Below are 17167 nucleotides of genomic sequence, written 5' to 3' on the forward strand. Positions count from 1 at the left end.
CAGAACGACGATTGTAATTGGGTTTGGCGGAGCCCACCCCTTACGTCGGCGACACCGCGCTCTTCAGCGGCGCGGCCTGCGGCGTAGCTCCACCGGTCAGCCTGGCCTTTTCCGTGTTGGGCCAGAGCAGGAGCAGCCCGAGGAGGCCGGAGCCGACCATGATCGCGGCGTTGATGGTGAAGCCGGTCATGTAGCCGTCGAGCATGCTGCCGGCACGCTGGATCACGCTGCCCATCACCAGCGGCGCGATGATGCCCGAAAGCGTATAGAGCGCACCGTAGATCGCGAGAACCGCGCCGCGCTGCGACGTCGGCGTGAACTCGCCAAGCATGGGCGGGCAAACGACGTAGATCGCGCCGCACAGGCCCGAGCCGACCACGAGCAGGGCGATCTGAAGGCCGGCGCCTTGGACGTGTGGCATCATCGCGAGGATCAGGCCGCCGACGATCAGCGGCACCGAGCCGAGCACGCCGCGGGAGATCCGCGACGTGTAGCCGCGTGCCAGCATCACCTGCGAGATCCAGCCCGTGAGAATGACGATGGTCGCCCCGAACACCCAGGGAAGAATCGAGACGAAGCCGGCCTGAGACTGCGAGAAGCCGAGGCCCTTGACGATGAAGGGCGTGAACCAGGTGAGCCCGAGCGACAGCGCCCAATAGGCGCCGAAGGTCGCGGTCACGCAGCCGATGAAGGTGCGCGATGTCAGGAGCTGGAGATAGGGTATTTTCGGCTCGATCACGGCCGATGCGTGGGTGTCCAGCGGGCCTTCCTTGCCGAGTGCGAGCCAGGCGGCGACCCAGATCAGGCCGACGATTCCAAGCGCGCCGAACGCATAGTGCCAGGAATGATTGACGATGATCCAGTTCAGCGCCGGGACCGCCAGGATCACGCCAAAGGCCGAACCTTGCGACAGGATTGCGGTCGGCATCGTGCGCTTCTCGTCAGGGAACCATTTGTAGACTGCGTGCATCGCCACCGAGGCCGCCGGGCCTTCGCCCGCGCCGAGCACGATGCGGCAGATCAGGAGTGTGGTGAAAGAGACGGTGCCGACCATCGGAAACTGCGTCAGCGCCCAGATCACCGCGAGCGTCAACAGCACCCAGCGGGTCGGTACCTTGTTGACGATGAAGCCGACCACGATCGCCGAGATCGAGAACAGGAAGAAGAACGACGAGCCGAGCAGACCGAACTGCTCGGGCTCGAGCTTCAGCTCGGTCATGATCGGAACGCCCGCGAGACCGACGACGATCTTGTCTGCGAAGTTCACCAGCATGAAAAGAAACAGGAGAAATGTAACGGTCCAGGCACCCTTTGGCGTTTCCTTGGACGTTTCCTTGGACATCCCCGTCATCTTGCCCGCCGCGGGCTGCATTGCCTGAGCGCTCATCGTTCTCCCCGTCGTCCCTTTTTGGCACTTTTTTGATTTGGTCCTCTTAGGAGCTAACAACGGCTTCAAGACCAACGCAACCCGGCATTTCCGCAGCAAGTGTGCTACGCAGCAATTCCGCTAATTCCGTCCGGCGCCATTCATCGTGCTGAGCATCCGAAACCTCTCCAAGACGTTCTCTTCGGCCGGTGAGCCGGTCCATGTGCTGCGTGGCGTCGATCTCGACCTCAAGGCCGGCGAACGCGTCGCGCTGACCGGCGAGTCCGGCAGCGGCAAGAGCACGCTGTTGCACCTGATTGCAGGGCTCGATGCCGCCGATGGCGGCACGATCCGACTGGAAGATACCGAGGTCACCAAATTGTCCGATGCGGGACGCGCCGGCCTGCGGCGCGACCGGATCGGCCTGGTGTTTCAACAGTACAATTTGATCCCGAGTCTGTCGGTCAGAGACAATCTGGTGTTTCAGGCGCGGATCGCCGGCCGGTACGACGCAGCTTGGTACAAAGAGCTGATCGAACGTCTCGGGCTTGGCGGCCTGCTCAAGCGTTATCCAGAACAATTATCGGGCGGACAGCAGCAACGGGTCGCGATTGGCCGGGCGCTGGCGACAAAGCCGTCCTTGCTGTTGGCGGACGAGCCGACCGGCAATCTCGACGAGGCCACCGCCGAGGACGTGCTGGCCCTGACGCGCGACCTCGTCACGCGCACCGGCTGCGGCTTTCTGATGGTGACGCACAGCCTGCATCTGGCCGCGACACTCGATCGCCACGTCAACCTGCATGCCGGGCGGATCGCATGAGGCGCGCGCTCTGGGTCCTCGCCGTGCTGCTCAGTCATTGGCGGCGCCACAAGATGCAGTTCGCGACGCTCCTGATCGGGCTGATCGCGGCGACTGCGCTGTGGAGCGGCGTGCAGGCGATCAACCAGCAGGCCCGCAACGCCTATGACCGCGCCGCGGCAACCTTCGGCGGCGCGCGCACGCCGATGCTGGTCGCGCCTGATGCCGCGACCTTTCCGCAGGAATTGTTCGTCAAGCTCCGCCGCGCCGGCTGGCCGGTCTCGCCGATGCTGGAGGGCCGGGTCCAGGTCAACGGGCGCTCGGTCCGGCTGCTCGGCATCGAGCCGGTGACGCTGCCGGTCGATGTCGGTAATGCACCTCGGCTCGGCGCCGCCGATCTAAGCAGCTTCGTCGCGCCGCCGGGCCAGACGCTGGTGGCGAAGGAAACGCTGAGCGATTTGCAGGAGCAGGAGGGCGCGGCACCAGCGATCAGCAACGGCGCAAAACTGCCGCCGCTGCGGGTGCTGCCGCAGCTCGTGCCCGACGTGCTCGTGGTCGATATCGGCGTGGCGCAGCGGCTGCTGAACAAGCCGGACCAGATCTCGCGGCTTCTGATCGGCAAACCGAAGGGCAAGCCTGCGCCATTGGCGAGCGTCGTCGGCGACCGCTTGCAGCGGGTTGAGCCGGATGCGGAGACTGAGCTGGAGCGCCTCACCGACAGCTTTCATCTCAACCTCACTGCGTTCGGCCTGCTGTCGTTCTTCGTCGGTCTTTTCATCGTCAATTCAGCCGTCGGCCTCGCCTTCGAGCAGCGGCTGCCGATGCTGCGTACGCTGCGGGCCTGCGGTGCCTCGGCACGACTGGTCAACACCGTGCTGGTGGTCGAGCTCGTGGCGCTGTCGCTGATCGCAGGCCTGATCGGGCTTGCCTGCGGCTATTTCATTGCGGCCGCGCTCTTGCCAGACGTCGCAGCATCCCTGCGGGGACTCTATGGCGCGCAAATCCCGGGGCAGCTCAGCTTGCGACCCGAATGGTGGCTCGCCGGCATCGGCATCAGCATTGTGGGCGCGCTGGTGGCCGCGGCGACCAGCCTGGTCAAGGCTGTCAGGATGCCGGTGCTGGCGACCGCGCAGCCGCGCGCCTGGCAACAGCGGCAGCGCCGTTGGCTGATCTTGCAAAGCGGGGCTGCCGGCGCCGTGTTCGCGGTCGCATTGTTGCTTCTCCAGTACGGGCAATCGCTGATCGCGGGCTTTGGCGTGCTGGCAGCGCTGATGCTCGGCGCCGCGTTGATCCTGCCGGCCTTCCTCGACATCATCCTGCAAACCGGGCAGCGTTTCGCGCGAAAACCGCTCGCGCTGTGGTTCTGGGCGGACAACCGGCAGCAGCTCTCGGGTTTGTCGCTGGCGCTGATGGCGCTGCTGCTCGCGCTCGCCGTCAATGTCGGGGTGTCCACCATGGTGGAAACGTTCAGCCGCACCTTCGTCGGCTGGCTCAACGGGCGGCTCGCAGCCGACGTCTACATCAGCGCCTCCGACAATGCGAAAGGCGTCGCGATCCGCAACTGGCTAAAGGAGCGCAGCGACGTCCAGGCGATCCTGTCGGGCGGACGCGCCGAGACGCAGGTTCAGGGCCAGCCGGTCGAGCTGCTCGGCCTGCCCGATCACGCACTCTATCGCGAGCGCTGGCCGCTGCTGGAAGCCGCGCCCCGTGCCTGGACCCGGCTCGTGCCCGGTAATGCCGCGTTCATCAGCGAGCAGCTGAGCCGCCGCCTCAACGTCCGCGTCGGCGATGTCGTTGACGTCCCGGCGGCGGGCGGGACCTGGGAGCTCGACATCGTCGGCATCTATGCAGACTACGGCAACCCCAAGGGACAGCTTGCGGTGAACGTCGCGGCACTGATCCGGCAGTTTCCGCAGACGCCGCAGACGCGCATCGGTCTCATCGTCGCGAAGGAGAATATCCCCGGCCTGATCACGGCGCTGCAGAAGCAGTTTGCGCTCGACGAGCGCAGCGTCGCCGACCAGGCGACGGTGAAGGCAGAATCGATCCGGATCTTCAACCGCACCTTTGCGGTGACGTCGGCGTTGAACGCGTTCACGCTCGGCGTCGCCGGCATCGCGCTTTTGACCAGCCTTCTCACACTGGCGAATTCCCGCCTGCCGCAGCTTGCGCCGCTCTGGGCGATCGGCATCACACGGCCGCGCCTCGCCGCAATCGAACTGACCAAGACGCTGTCGGTTGCGCTGTTCACCTCGCTCCTGGCCGTGCCGCTCGGCCTGCTGGTGGCGTGGTGCCTGATCGCGATCGTCAACGTGAAGGCGTTCGGCTGGCGGCTGCCGTTCCACGTGTTTCCGCTGCAACTGGTCGAGCTGGTCGCGGTCGCGCTGTTCGCCTCGTTGCTTGCCGCCCTGCTGCCGATGATCCGACTGGCCCGGATGCAGCCGGCGAGCCTCGTCAAGGTGTTTGCCAATGAGCGCTGACAGGATATCGCGGCGCACCTTCGCCGGCGGCATCGCCGCGCTCGCGGCAGTCCGCCGCGCGGGCGCGCAAGGCTATGCCGGGCTCGGCGAGACAGCCGACGGCTTTGCCAAGGTCACGCCGGGGAAGACGTTCGCCTTTCCGGACGATCACGGGCCGCATCCGGAGTTTCGCATCGAGTGGTGGTATCTCACGGCGAATCTCGTCGATAGCAGCGGCGCGGCTTGCGGCCTGCAATGGACGCTGTTTCGCCAGGCGACGCAGCCGGGGCCGCAGAGCGAAGGCTGGGCCAATCAGCAGGTGTGGATGGCGCATGCGGCGGTGACGCGCGCCGACACCCACCGCTTCAATGAGCTGTTTTCCCGCGGCGGTGTGGGGCAGGCCGGCGTCACCGCGAAACCGTTCTCGGCCTGGATCGACGATTGGGCGATGAACGGATCCGAGCGCACCGAAGATCGCACTTTGGCGCCGCTGACGCTGACGGCCGCGGGCGCCGACTTCAGTTATGCGCTAACGTTGGAGGCCGATCGTCCGGTGGTGCTGCAGGGCGATCGCGGCTACAGCCGCAAGTCGGAGCGCGGACAGGCCTCCTATTATTACAGCCAGCCGTTCTACCGCGCCCGCGGCACGCTCACCATCGACGACAGGCCGGTCGATGTTTCCGGCCAGGCCTGGATGGACCGCGAATGGAGCAGCCAGCCGCTCGACACCGACCAGACCGGCTGGGACTGGCTGTCGCTGCATCTCGCTTCCGGCGACAAGCTGATGCTGTACCGGCTGCGCCAGAAGGACGGCCGGAATCATCCGTTCGGCAACTGGATCTCCGCCGCCGGCGACACGCACATGATTGCGGGCGACGACATCCAGATGAGTCCGAAGGCGACTGCCGAGGTCGCGGGACACAAGCTGCCGGTGGAATGGCAGATCGCGATCCCCTCGCGGTCGTTCTCGATCCTGTGCAAGCCGCTCAATCCAAAGGCGTGGATGGGGACCGGCTTTTCCTATTGGGAGGGGCCGATCAGCTTTGCCGGCACGCATGACGGCGTTGGCTATCTCGAGCTGACCGGGTATTGAACCGGGACCTCTTCAAAGGGACTATCGATGTATCACCTCACCGCCCTCGTCACGCTGCTGGCGATCCTGTTCTACTTCTTCACCACCATCAACGTGTCACGCTCGCGCACCAAAACCGGCGTCAAGGTGCCTGCGATGTCGGGCCATCCGGATTTCGAGCGCGCGTTCCGGATCCAGATGAACACGCTGGAATGGATGCCGATCTTCCTGCCGTCGCTCTGGCTGTTTGCGATTTACATCAGCGATGCCGGCGCGGCGGCGATCGGCGCGCTCTGGATCGTCGGCCGCATCGTCTACTTCATCGGCTATTCCAAAGCCGCCGCAAAACGCGGTCCGGGATTTTTTATTCAGGGTATTGCGGCCATTGCGCTGTGGGCCGGGGCGCTGGGAGCGGCGGTGCTGCGGCTGGTGTGAGGTCGAACTGCGAAGACTTTCGCCGCCGTCGTCCTGGCCTAGTACGCAATTGCGCACGAGAGCCAGGACCCATAACCACAGGGCGTGGTTATGGGCACGATGATGGCCACGGCTCGTTTCAACAAGCCGCTGTCGGGCTAATGGGTCCTGGCTTTCGCCAAGACGACTTAGAGACCCCTACTTCGTCAGCGGACAGCCGCTCTCCTTGGCCGTGAAGAACGCCTTCTCGCCGGGAACGACCGCGAGCTGCTTGTAATAGTCCCAGGGCTTCTTCGATTCGGAGGGCTTCTTGACCTCGAACAGATACATGTCGTGGACCATGCGGCCGTTCTCGAGCACCTTGCCGCCTTGCGCGAAGTCGTCGTCGACCGGCAACTCCTTCAGCTTCTTGGCGACCGCATCCGGATCCTTGGTGCCAGCGGCCTTGACCGCCTTGAGATAGCTCAGCGTCGCCGAATAGGTGCCGGCCTGGATCATGTTCGGCATCCGGCCGGTGCGCTTGAGAAAGCGTTCGCCGAGATTGCGGGTGCGGTCGTTGATGTCCCAGTAATAGCCCTCGGTCAGCACCAGGCCTTGCGCGGCCTGCAAGCCGAGACCGTTCACTTCGGCGAGCGTCATCAAGAGGCCCGCGAGCTTCTGGCCACCGGAGACGATGCCGAACTCGGACGCCTGCTTGATCGAGTTGGTGGTGTCGAGGCCGGCATTGGCAAGGCCGACGATCTTCGCCTTCGAGCTCTGCGCCTGGAGCAGGAAGGAGGAGAAGTCCGAGGAGTTGAGCGGCACGCGCACCGAACCGAGCACCTTGCCGCCATTGGCGGTGACGATCTCGCTGGTGTCCTTCTCCAGCGCGTAGCCGAAGGCATAGTCCGCAGTGAGGAAGAACCAGCTGTCGCCGCCGGCCTTGGTTAGCGAGCCGCCGGTGCCGACGCCGAGCGCGCGGGTGTCATAGGCCCAGTGGAAACCATAGGGCTGGCAGGCATCGCCGGTGAGGCGCGAGGTCGCAGCGCCAACCACGATGTCGATCTTCTTCTTTTCCTTGGAGAGCTCGTGGATCGCGAGCGCGACCGATGAGGTCGTCAGCTCCGTGATCATGTCGACGTTCTCGACATCGTACCAGCGCCGCGCGATGGAGGTCGCGAGATCCGGCTTGTTCTGGTGGTCGGCGGTGACGAGTTCCACCTTCTGGCCCAGCACCTCGCCGCCGAAATCCTCGATCGCCATCCTGGCGGCCTCGACCGACCATTTGCCGCCGTAATCGGCGTAGACGCCGGACTGGTCGTTGAGAATGCCGATCTTGACGCCTTGCGCATAGGCCGGCGCGGCCGCCAGCAAGGCCGAAATTGCGACAGCGGCCAAAAGTGCTGATTTCATAGGTTGCTCCCAGCAGTTTTCTGTTTTGAAATCGCGCGGATACTAGTGAAGAACCCCGGCGGTGCCCATCCATTTCGGCCTAGGCCGTTAGTAGGAAAGATCGGCGTCCAACCCAATGCTGTCGTCCCGGCGAAGGCCGGGACCCATACCGCGGAATCCATCGGTTGCATTCGGCAGGAGCACCGAACGACGAGTCTTCGCCAAACCACGTTCGGTGGTTATCGGTCCCGGCCTTCGCCGGGACGACAGCGTGAATATTGGAGCGTCGGTTGCTGCCACTGATACTTATGGAGCCACCGCCGTCGGCTTCCCCTCGTTCTTCCCCTCGGCCAGGTTCCTCACCACCACGTAGAAGATCGGCGTGAACAACAGCCCGAACAGGGTGACGCCGATCATGCCGAAGAACACGGCGACGCCGACCGCTTGCCGCATCTCCGAGCCCGAGCCGGACGAGATCACCAGCGGCAGCACGCCGAGGATGAAGGCGAAGGACGTCATCAGGATCGGCCGCAGGCGCAGGCGGCAGGCGTCGATCACGGCCTCCAGCCGCGGCTTGCCTTCCTTCTCGATGTCGCGGGCGAACTCGACGATCAGGATCGCGTTCTTTGCCGCCAGCCCCACCAGCACGACGAAACCGATCTGGGTGAGGATGTTGACGTCCTGCCCCATGATGCGCACGCCGATGGTGGCGGCCAACAGGCACATCGGCACGATCAGGATCACCGCGAACGGCAAGGTCCAGCTGCCATATTGCGCAGCGAGCACGAGATAGACGAACAGCACGCAGATCGGGAACACGTAGAGACCCGCATTGCCGCCCGTGATCTGCTGGTACGACAGGTCGGTCCATTCGAAGGTGAAGCCGCTCGGCAGGGTATCGTCGGCGAGCTTCTTGATGGTGTTGAGCGCGGTGGTCGAGCTGGTGCCCGGCGCCGGCTCGCCCTGCAATTCGGACGCCGCATAGAGATTGTAGCGCGCAACGCGGTCGGGGCCCGAGACGTCCTTGAACTCGACCACGCTGCCCAGCATCACCATGTCGCCGGAGGCGTTCCGCGTGCGCAGGCGCGACAGGTCGCTCGGCTCTTTCCGGAACGGGAAGTCCGCCTGTGCGGTGACGTGATAGGTGCGACCGAACAGGTTGAAGTCGTTGACATAGGTCGATCCGAAATAGGTCTGGATCGTGTCGTTGATGCCGGCGATGGGAACGCCGAGCTTCTGCGCCTTGGTGCGGTCGATGTCGACGAAGAGCTGCGGCGTATTGGCCGAGAACGGAGAGAACACGGAGGGAGCGAGCAGCGAGGGCGATTTGCGCGCCGCGGCGACAAGCTCGTCAGTAGCTGCGGCGAGCATCTCCGGCCCACGGCCCTGGCGGTCCTGGATGCGGATGGTGAAGCCGCCGCCGGTGCCGATGCCGGGCACGGCCGGCGGCGGAATCACGATGATGAAGGCACCCTGAATCGCGGCCAGGCGTTTGCGCAGCTCGACCGTGATGGCGTTCGCAGACAATCCCTTCTTGATCCGCGCCTCGGGCTCGTCGAACACCGGGAAGAGCGCCGCCGCGTTGCCGGCCTGCGTCCGCGTCGCGCCGGAGAAGCCCGCGAAAGCGGCGACGCGGATGATACCCGGCGTATCCAGCGCGATCCGCTCGATCTCGCGCACGACCTCGGTGGTGCGTGCCAGCGAAGCGGCGCCCGGCAATTGCACGGAGATGATGACGTAGCCGCGGTCCTGCGCCGGAATGAAGCCTTGCGACGTGGTGGCGATCAGCCAGCCGGCGCTGCCGATCAGCACGACGTAGATCAGGATCATCACCGCGGAATGCCGGATCACGAAATTGGCGAGGCCGGCATAGCCATGCGCCAGACGGTCGAACACGCGGTTAAAGACGCCCGTGAAAGCGCTCCAGCCGCGGGCGAGGATATTCCAGCGCGCCGGCGGCCGCTTCTCCTCGTGCGGGACGAGGAGAAGCGAGGCCAGCGCCGGCGATAGCGTCAACGAGCAGAAACAGGAGATTGCGGTCGCGACCGCAATGGTGACGGCGAATTGCTGGAAGAATTGCCCGGATATGCCGCCCAGAAACGCAGTCGGAACGAACACCGCGCAGAGCACCAGCGCGATCGACACCAGTGCGCCGCCGACCTCCTCCATGGTCTTCAGCGCGGCATCGCGCCGGCTCATGCCATGCTCGAGATGCCGCTCGACATTTTCGACCACCACGATGGCGTCGTCGACCACGATGCCGACGGCGAGAACGAGCCCGAACAGCGTGAGATTGTTGATGGAGAAGCCGAGCGCCGCCATCACCGCGAAGGTGCCGACCAGCGAAACCGGGATCGCGATGATCGGAATGATCGCGGGTCGCCACCCTTGCAGGAACACCAGGACCACGATGACCACGAGCAACATGGCCTCGTAGATGGTCTTGATCAGCTCATGGACGGACTGCGCGATGAACTCGGTCGGGTTGTAGCCGATATTGAAGTCGAGGCCCTTCGGAAAGGTCTCCTTCAGCTTCGTCATCGTGTCCGAAATGTTCTTCGCGGTCGCGAGCGCGTTCGATCCCGGCCGCTGCGTCACCAGCATGGCGACCGCCGACTTGCGCAGCAGGAAGCTGTTGGTGGAGTAGGCGAGAGCACCGAGCTCGATGCGGGCGACGTCGCGCAGGCGCACCGTGCGGCCGTCGGAGCCGGCCTTGATCAGGATGTCCTCGAACTGCTTCTGGTCCTTCAATCGCCCGGTAAAGGTGAGGTTCGGCTGGAAAGCGCGATCCGCGATCGGCGGCTCGGCGATCTGGCCGCCCGCGATCTGCACGTTCTGCGCACGGATCGCGGCGAGCACTTCGGCCGAGGTCAAGCCGAGATTGGCGATTCTATCCGGATCGAGCCATAGCCGCATCGAATAATCGCGTGCGCCGAAGATCTGGATGTCGCCGACGCCGTCGATCCGGAGCAGCTGGTCGCGGACCTGGAGCAGCGCGTAGTTGGAGATGTAGAGCTGGTCGAAAGTGTCGTCCGGCGACAGCATGAACACGACCATCAAAATGTCGGGCGAGTTCTTGCGTGTGGTGACGCCGTTGCGCTGAACCTCTTCAGGCAAACGCGGCTGCGCGATTGCGACGCGGTTCTGCACCAGCACCTGGGCCTTGTCGAGATCGGTGCCAAGCTTGAAGGTGACGGTGATGGTGAGCTGGCCGTTCGAGGTCGCCTGGCTGTAGAGATACAGCATGTCCTCGACGCCGTTGATCTCCTGCTCGATGGGAGCTGCAACCGTGTCGGACACGGTCTGCGCGGAGGCGCCAGGATATTGCGTGGTGACGACGACGGTCGGCGGCACCACTTGCGGATATTCGGAGACAGGCAGCGTGGTGTACGCGAGCGCGCCGACGATCAGCAGCACGATCGACAGCACCATCGCCAGGATGGGCTGATTGATGGAGAGGCGGCCAAGATTCATGACTTGTCACCGGGCTTGCCACCGGCTGGTGCTGGCGCAGTCTGCGGGGCGACCTTGGCGCCGACACGGGCGCGCTGGATGCCGTTGATGATGACGCGGTCGTCAGCCTTCAGCCCTTCGCGGATCACGCGCAAGCCGTCATCGAGCGGCCCTAGCGTCACGGGACGCGCCTCGACAGTGTCGTCCGGCTTCACCACGAACACGATCTTGCGCGACTGGTCGGTCGCAACCGCGACGTCGGGAATCAGCAGCGCCTCATATGGCGCGCTGCCGATCAGGCGGACGCGACCGAACTGACCCGGCAGGATCGACAGATCGGTGTTCTTGATCACGGCGCGGCTGCGCAGCGTGCCGGTGGAGACATCGAGGCGGTTGTCGAGGAAATTGATGCTGCCTTCACGGGATGGTTTCGTCTCGCCGGCGAGCGTCACCTGCACCGGGTTCGCCGTATCGCGCGAGCTCGGGCGGCGGCCTTCGAACCACAGCTTGCTGTATTTGATGAAGGTCGCCTCATCCATGTCGAAATAGATATAGATCGGGTCGAGCGTCACGATCGAGGTGAGCAGCGTCGACGTTCCGGTATCGCTGCCCTGCACGAGATTGCCAGGGCTGACGAGATGGCGGCTGACGCGGCCGGTCAGCGGCGCCGTCACATGCGTGAATTCGATATTGAGCTTGGCGACTTTGAGCGCACCCTCAGCCTGTGTTTCGGCAGCGTGCGCGGCCTGCAAGGCCTGACGGCGCTGATCGACAACCTGCTCGGAGACGGCGCTGGTCTGCACCAGGCTCAAACCGCGATCGAGCTCCCGCTTTGCAAGCTCCACCTTGGCACGCGCATCGGAAAGCTGCCCCTCCGCCTGCGTGGCCACCGCCTCGAACGGACGTGGGTCGATGACATAGAGCAGATCGCCCTGACGCACGATGGCGCCATCCTGGAATTCGACAGAGTTGACAAACCCGCCGACGCGCGGGCGAACCTGCACCTCCTCCATCGCCTCGAAGCGGCCGGTGAACTCGTCCCAATCGGTGACGGTGCGCTTGACCGGCTGGGCGACGGTCACCGGCGCGGGCGGCGGCGCGGCCGCTTGCGGGGTCGGCTGGCCACAGCCCGCAAGACCGAATGCCGCGGCGAGAAGCCCCGCGATCACGCGAGGTCGAGGCGAAACGAAATCGTGCCTTTTGACAAACTGCTCGCTTCCGTCCAGTCCAGTCATCCCAGGTCCTCGCATAAAAACCGCGGAAATAGCAGGGTACGCCTGTACCCGCGGGCGCCACAAGATGGGTCGCAATGATGAACTCTTCAAGACCAAAGCGCGCGCAAGGCTCGGCGAGATGCCCTAGCCGGATGATGGGTTGACAGGTCCTTCTTCGCCTCTCCCCGCCTGCGGCGAGAGCTATTGCATCTGACAAAAAAACTTGGGGCATTGACACTTCCACAGCGTCATGGCCGGGCTTGTCCCGCCTCGCCGAAGCGGCTTCGGCCGCGCAGGCGGGACAAGCCGGGCATGACGACCTCTCGGCCAGCGTCTTCACGCATGACGAATGCCGCCAGCGCGGCTAGACTACCCCCCACAAAAACAAGTCGAATTGTCCGGGGAGGACAGGCGTGCACCAGGGACGTGTCGTTTACGGCGCGATCGAGGAAGTCGTGTTCGGGCATCCCGCGGCCGAAGCCGTGGTCGCGCAGATGGACCGGCTGGGGACGCGCCGCGCCTTCCTGATGGTCTCCGGGACGCTCAACCGCCAGACCGACGAAATTGCCAAGATCAAACAGGCCCTGGGCACAAATTGCGCGGGCGTCTTCGATGCCATGCCGGCGCACACACCGCGCGAGGCGGTGATCGCCGCCACCAATGCGGCGCGCGACGCGGGCGCCGACCTGATCGTCACCGTGGGCGGCGGCTCGATCACCGACGGGGCCAAGGCGGTGCAGCTCTGCCTCGCCAACGGCATCGACGATGTCGACGGCATCGAGAGTATCCGCGTGCACAAGGGCGTCGCGCCTGAGATGAATGCGCCGACCGTGCGTCAGATCAGCGTCCCGACCACGATCGCCGGCGGTGAGTTCAGCTCGATCGCAGGCGTCACCGACCGCACCGCCCATGTGAAACAGATGCTACGGCATCCGCTCAGCGTTCCGCGGGCGACCATCCTCGATCCGGCCATCACCGTGCACACGCCGGAATGGCTGTTCCTCTCGACCGGCATCCGCGCCATCGATCATTGCGTCGAGGCGATCTGCTCGCGCGAGACGCATCCCTATGCCGACGCGCAGTCGGTGAAGGGCCTCGCCATGCTCGCCGACGCGCTGCCGCGGGTGAAGGCCGACCCTGGCGATCTCGACGCGCGCATGGATGCGCAGATCGGCACCTGGCTGTCGATGGGCGCGCTCGCCGCCGGCGTGCCGATGGGGGCGAGCCACGGCATCGGCTACGTGCTGGGTGCAGCCTTCGACGTGCCGCATGGCTACACCTCCTGCATCATGCTGCCGGCCGTGATGCGCTGGAATGCGCCCGACAATGCCGAGCGCCAGATGATCGTCGCGGCCGCAATGGGCTTTCCGGGTCACAAGGCGGCCGATGTGCTGGATGCCTTCATCCGCTCGCTCGGCATGCCGCGCAGCCTCGCCGATGTACGCGTCTCGCCGGAGCATTTCGACGCCATCGCGGACGCTGCGATGCGCACGAACTGGATTCCGCGCAACCCGCGCAAGATCGACGGCCCCGCGCAGGTGCGCGAAATCCTGCTTCTTGCCGCATGATCTAAAGCCGGAGGACCGATGTACCCAGGTCAGCATGCCCGCCTGCGCCCGCTCCAGCCCGCCTTCATCATGGCGGCGACTGGCGAGGCCATCACCTATCGCGAGCTCGATGCGCGCAGCAATCGGCTGGCGCATTTGTTCCGCAAGCACGGCTTGAAGCGGCTCGACCATTATTCGATCTTCATGGAGAACAATTCGCGCTACCTCGAAGCCTGCGGCGCGGGCGAGCGCTGCGGCCTCTACTACACCTGCATCAACTCGTTCCTGACGCCGGGCGAGCTCGCTTATCTCCTGGTCAACAGCCAGTCGAAAATCCTGATCACGTCGGTTGCGAAGCTTGAGATCGCGCGCGAGGCGATCAAGGTCTGCCCCGACATCAAACTGTGCATCGTCGCCGACGGCCCGGGCGAGAGCGAGCGCATCGTCGGCCTCACCGAGGTGACCGCCAATCTGCCGAAGACGCCGATCCCGGACGAATGGCTCGGCACCGCCATGCTGTATTCATCGGGCACGACGGGACGGCCAAAAGGGATTCTGCGACCCCTTCCGGAGGAGCCGCCAAAGCACAATCTGCCGTTGTTCGATTTCCTGACCAAGCTTTGGCGATACCGCGAGGGCATGATCTACCTCTCGCCGGCGCCGCTCTATCACTCCGCGCCGCAGGCCGCCGTGAACCTCACGATCCGGATGGGCGGCACCGTCATCATCATGGAAACGTTCGATCCCGAGCGTTACCTCCAGCTCGTGCAGCAATGGGGCATTACTCATACCCAGTTGGTGCCGACGATGTTCTCGCGCATGCTCAAGCTGCCGGAGGAGGTGCGCACGCGCTATGACCTGTCGTCGCTCGAAATCGCGGTCCACGCCGCCGCCCCCTGCCCGGCCCTGGTGAAGGACGACATGATCAAATGGTGGGGACCGATCATCCACGAATATTACGGCGCAACCGAAGGCCTTGGCTTCACCGCCTGCGACAGCGCGGAATGGCTCGCCCATCGCGGCACCGTCGGCAAGGTGCTGCTCGGCGAGCTCCATATTCTCGACGAGACCATGAAACCATGCCCCACCGGCACGCCAGGACAGGTCTGGTTCAAGACGGCCTCGCCTTTTGAATATTTCAACGACCCGGAGAAGACCAAGGAGGCGCGATCGGCCGACGGCAGCATGAGCACGGTCGGCGACGTCGGCTATGTCGACGAGGACCGCTTCCTTCATCTAACAGACCGCGCGACCTTCATGATCATCTCCGGCGGAGTGAACATCTATCCGCAGGAGTGCGAGAATTTACTGATCACCCATCCAAAGGTTGCGGACGCCGCGGTGTTCGGCGTGCCCAATCCCGACCTCGGCGAAGAGGTGAAGGCGGTGGTGCAGCCGATGCCCGGCATCGTGCCGGGCGAGGCGCTCGCCGCAGAGCTGATCGCGTTCTGCGGGGCGTCGCTGTCGCGGCAGAAGGTGCCGCGCTCGGTCGATTTCGAAAAGGAGTTGCCGCGGCTGCCGACGGGGAAGCTGTACAAGCGGCTGCTGCGGGACCGCTATTGGGGGAACAAGGCGTCCAGGATCGTGTGAGGGGCTTGGCCGACGCGCGCCACACACTTGGTGTCGTCCCGGCCTAGTGCGCAATTGCGCACTAGGCCGGGACGACGGTGGAGTTAGTGGCCAGAGATTGGGCTCCCTCACTTTGTGAGAGAAAACCCCTGCGGCCGTCCGTCATCCGAATTGCCAAGAGAGTAGCAGACCTTGCCGGTTGCCTCACCGCGCGCGCGTCGCTATCGTCCCCTCAAACAGGCCGCAAAAGGCCTAAAAGACAAGATGTCCAGGGAGGACGAGGATGCGGAGCGTACGAGCGCTCGCCGCGACGGCGGCGCTATCTTTGCTTGCGTTTTCGACCATTGCACTCGCCGGCGAGCCCAAGCAGGGCGGCATTTTGCGGATGTACCACCGCGACAGTCCCGGCAACGCCTCGATCCACGAAGGCGCGACCTACTCGCTCAACGTTCCCTTCATGCCGGTGTTCAACAACCTCGTCATCTACAAGCAGGACGTGGCGCAGAACAGCATGGACACCATCGTGCCCGAGCTCGCCGAGAGCTGGGCCTGGGTCAACGACAACAAGACACTGACCTTCAAATTGCGCCAGGGCGTGAAGTGGCACGACGGCAAGCCGTTCACCTCGGCGGACGTCAAATGCACCTTCGACATGCTGATGGGCAAGTCGCAGCAGAAGTTCCGGCAGAACCCGCGCAAGAGCTGGTACGAACAGGTCAACGATGTCTCCACCAACGGCGATCTCGAGGTCTCCTTCAACCTGAAGCGGCCGCAGCCTTCGCTAATTGCACTGCTCGCCTCGGGCTACACGCCGGTCTATCCCTGCCACGTCTCACCCGGCGACATGCGCACGCACCCGATCGGCACTGGCCCGTTCAAGTTCGTCGAGTTCAAGGCCAATGAATCGATCAAGCTGACTCGCAATCCCGATTATTGGCGCAAGGGGCGGCCCTATCTCGACGGCATCGAGTTCACCATCATCCCGAACCGCTCGACCGCCATTCTCGCCTTCGTCGCCGGCAAGTTCGACATGGCCTTCCCGACCGAAGTGAGCATCCCGCTTCTCAAGGACGTCAAATCGCAGGCGCCGAACGCGGTCTGCGTGGTCGAACCCAACAATGTCGCGACCAACATCATCGTCAATTCGTCTGCGCCGCCGTTCGACAATATCGACATCCGCCGCGCCATGGCGCTGTCGCTCGACCGCAAGGCCTTCATCTCGATCATGTTCGAGGGCCAGGGCGACGTCGGCGGGACCATGCTGCCGCCGCCGAATGGGCTGTGGGGCATGCCGAAGGAGATGCTCGAGACCATTCCGGGCTACGGCCCCGACATCAACGCCAACCGCGAAGAGGCCAAGAAGCTGATGCAGAAGGCCGGTTACGGACCGGACAAGCATCTCGCGGTCAAGGTCTCGACCCGCAACATCCCGGTCTATCGCGATCCCGCCGTGATCCTGATCGACCAGCTCAAGAGCATCTATATCGACGGGGAGCTCGACGTGGTCGAGACCGCAAACTGGTTCCCGAAGATCGCGCGCAAGGACTACATGCTCGGGCTCAATTTGACCGGCAATGCCGTCGACGATCCCGACCAGTCCTTCTACGAGAATTATTCCTGCGGCTCCGAGCGCAACTACACTAATTACTGCAACAAGGAGATCGAAAAGCTGTTCGATGTGCAGTCCCAGGAGACCGACATCAACAAGCGCAAGAAGCTGGTGTGGGACATCGACAAGAAGTTGCAGGAGGACGTCGCCCGCCCGATCATCTTCCACGCACGGACCGGCAGTTGCTGGCAACCTTACGTCAAGGGCGTGACGGTGATGTCCAACAGCTCCTACAATGGCTATCGTTACGAGGATGTCTGGATGGACAAGTAGCGCGGGCGACTGACGGGTTCG

Annotated in this window: 11 protein-coding genes; 7 read left to right on the forward strand and 4 right to left on the reverse strand. The window is 64.2% G+C overall.

The window, feature by feature from the left end; all coding sequences use genetic code 11:
- Positions 1-40 precede the first annotated feature (40 nt).
- Positions 41-1387, reverse strand: coding sequence for an MFS transporter (locus IVB48_RS27015; RefSeq protein WP_247404615.1), 1347 nt, complete (start codon positions 1385-1387; stop codon positions 41-43).
- Between the two features lie 145 nt (positions 1388-1532).
- Here IVB48_RS27015 and IVB48_RS27020 point away from each other — a divergent pair, with 145 nt between their 5' ends.
- Genes IVB48_RS27020 through IVB48_RS27035 form a run of 4 tightly spaced genes read left to right on the forward strand, consistent with a single transcriptional unit; the run spans position 1533 to position 6131 of the window.
- Positions 1533-2186, forward strand: a complete 654-nt coding sequence (locus IVB48_RS27020; RefSeq protein WP_247404618.1) for an ABC transporter ATP-binding protein — start codon at positions 1533-1535, stop codon at positions 2184-2186.
- On the forward strand, positions 2183-4645 hold the full coding sequence (locus tag IVB48_RS27025) for an FtsX-like permease family protein (protein ID WP_247404620.1): 2463 nt from the start codon (positions 2183-2185) through the stop codon (positions 4643-4645). The genes IVB48_RS27020 and IVB48_RS27025 overlap by 4 nt, the downstream gene beginning before the upstream one ends.
- On the forward strand, positions 4635-5717 hold the full coding sequence (locus tag IVB48_RS27030) for a lipocalin-like domain-containing protein (RefSeq protein ID WP_247404623.1): 1083 nt from the start codon (positions 4635-4637) through the stop codon (positions 5715-5717). Before IVB48_RS27025 ends, IVB48_RS27030 begins: the two co-directional genes overlap by 11 nt.
- A 27-nt stretch (positions 5718-5744) precedes the next feature.
- Positions 5745-6131, forward strand: a complete 387-nt coding sequence (locus IVB48_RS27035) for an MAPEG family protein (RefSeq protein WP_247404625.1) — start codon at positions 5745-5747, stop codon at positions 6129-6131.
- Between the two features lie 177 nt (positions 6132-6308).
- Here IVB48_RS27035 and IVB48_RS27040 read toward each other — a convergent pair whose 3' ends face one another.
- The 3 genes from IVB48_RS27040 to IVB48_RS27050 form a co-directional block, all read right to left on the reverse strand.
- On the reverse strand, positions 6309-7502 hold the full coding sequence (locus IVB48_RS27040; protein ID WP_247404627.1) for an ABC transporter substrate-binding protein: 1194 nt from the start codon (positions 7500-7502) through the stop codon (positions 6309-6311).
- 285 nt (positions 7503-7787) lie between these two features.
- On the reverse strand, positions 7788-10955 hold the full coding sequence (locus IVB48_RS27045) for a multidrug efflux RND transporter permease subunit (protein WP_247404630.1): 3168 nt from the start codon (positions 10953-10955) through the stop codon (positions 7788-7790).
- Positions 10952-12169, reverse strand: coding sequence for an efflux RND transporter periplasmic adaptor subunit (locus IVB48_RS27050; protein ID WP_247404633.1), 1218 nt, complete (start codon positions 12167-12169; stop codon positions 10952-10954). Before IVB48_RS27050 ends, IVB48_RS27045 begins: the two co-directional genes overlap by 4 nt.
- Before the next feature lie 392 nt (positions 12170-12561).
- On the opposite strand from IVB48_RS27050, the gene IVB48_RS27055 reads away from it, so the two are divergent.
- From IVB48_RS27055 to IVB48_RS27065, 3 genes are all read left to right on the forward strand, one after another.
- Positions 12562-13716 carry an iron-containing alcohol dehydrogenase gene (locus IVB48_RS27055; RefSeq protein WP_247404636.1) on the forward strand — a complete coding sequence of 385 codons (1155 nt, stop codon included), beginning with the start codon at positions 12562-12564 and terminating at the stop codon, positions 13714-13716.
- Positions 13717-13734: 18 nt separating this feature from the next.
- Positions 13735-15285 (forward strand): AMP-binding protein, encoded by a 1551-nt coding sequence (locus tag IVB48_RS27060; protein ID WP_247404638.1) that lies wholly within the window; start codon positions 13735-13737, stop codon positions 15283-15285.
- A gap of 262 nt (positions 15286-15547) precedes the next feature.
- The gene (locus IVB48_RS27065) at positions 15548-17146 is read left to right on the forward strand and encodes an ABC transporter substrate-binding protein (protein ID WP_027565974.1); all 1599 of its coding nucleotides are present in this window, start codon (positions 15548-15550) and stop codon (positions 17144-17146) included.
- The last annotated feature ends 21 nt before the right edge of the window (positions 17147-17167 follow it).

Source organism: Bradyrhizobium sp. 76 (assembly GCF_023073025.1).
Lineage (GTDB): Bacteria > Pseudomonadota > Alphaproteobacteria > Rhizobiales > Xanthobacteraceae > Bradyrhizobium.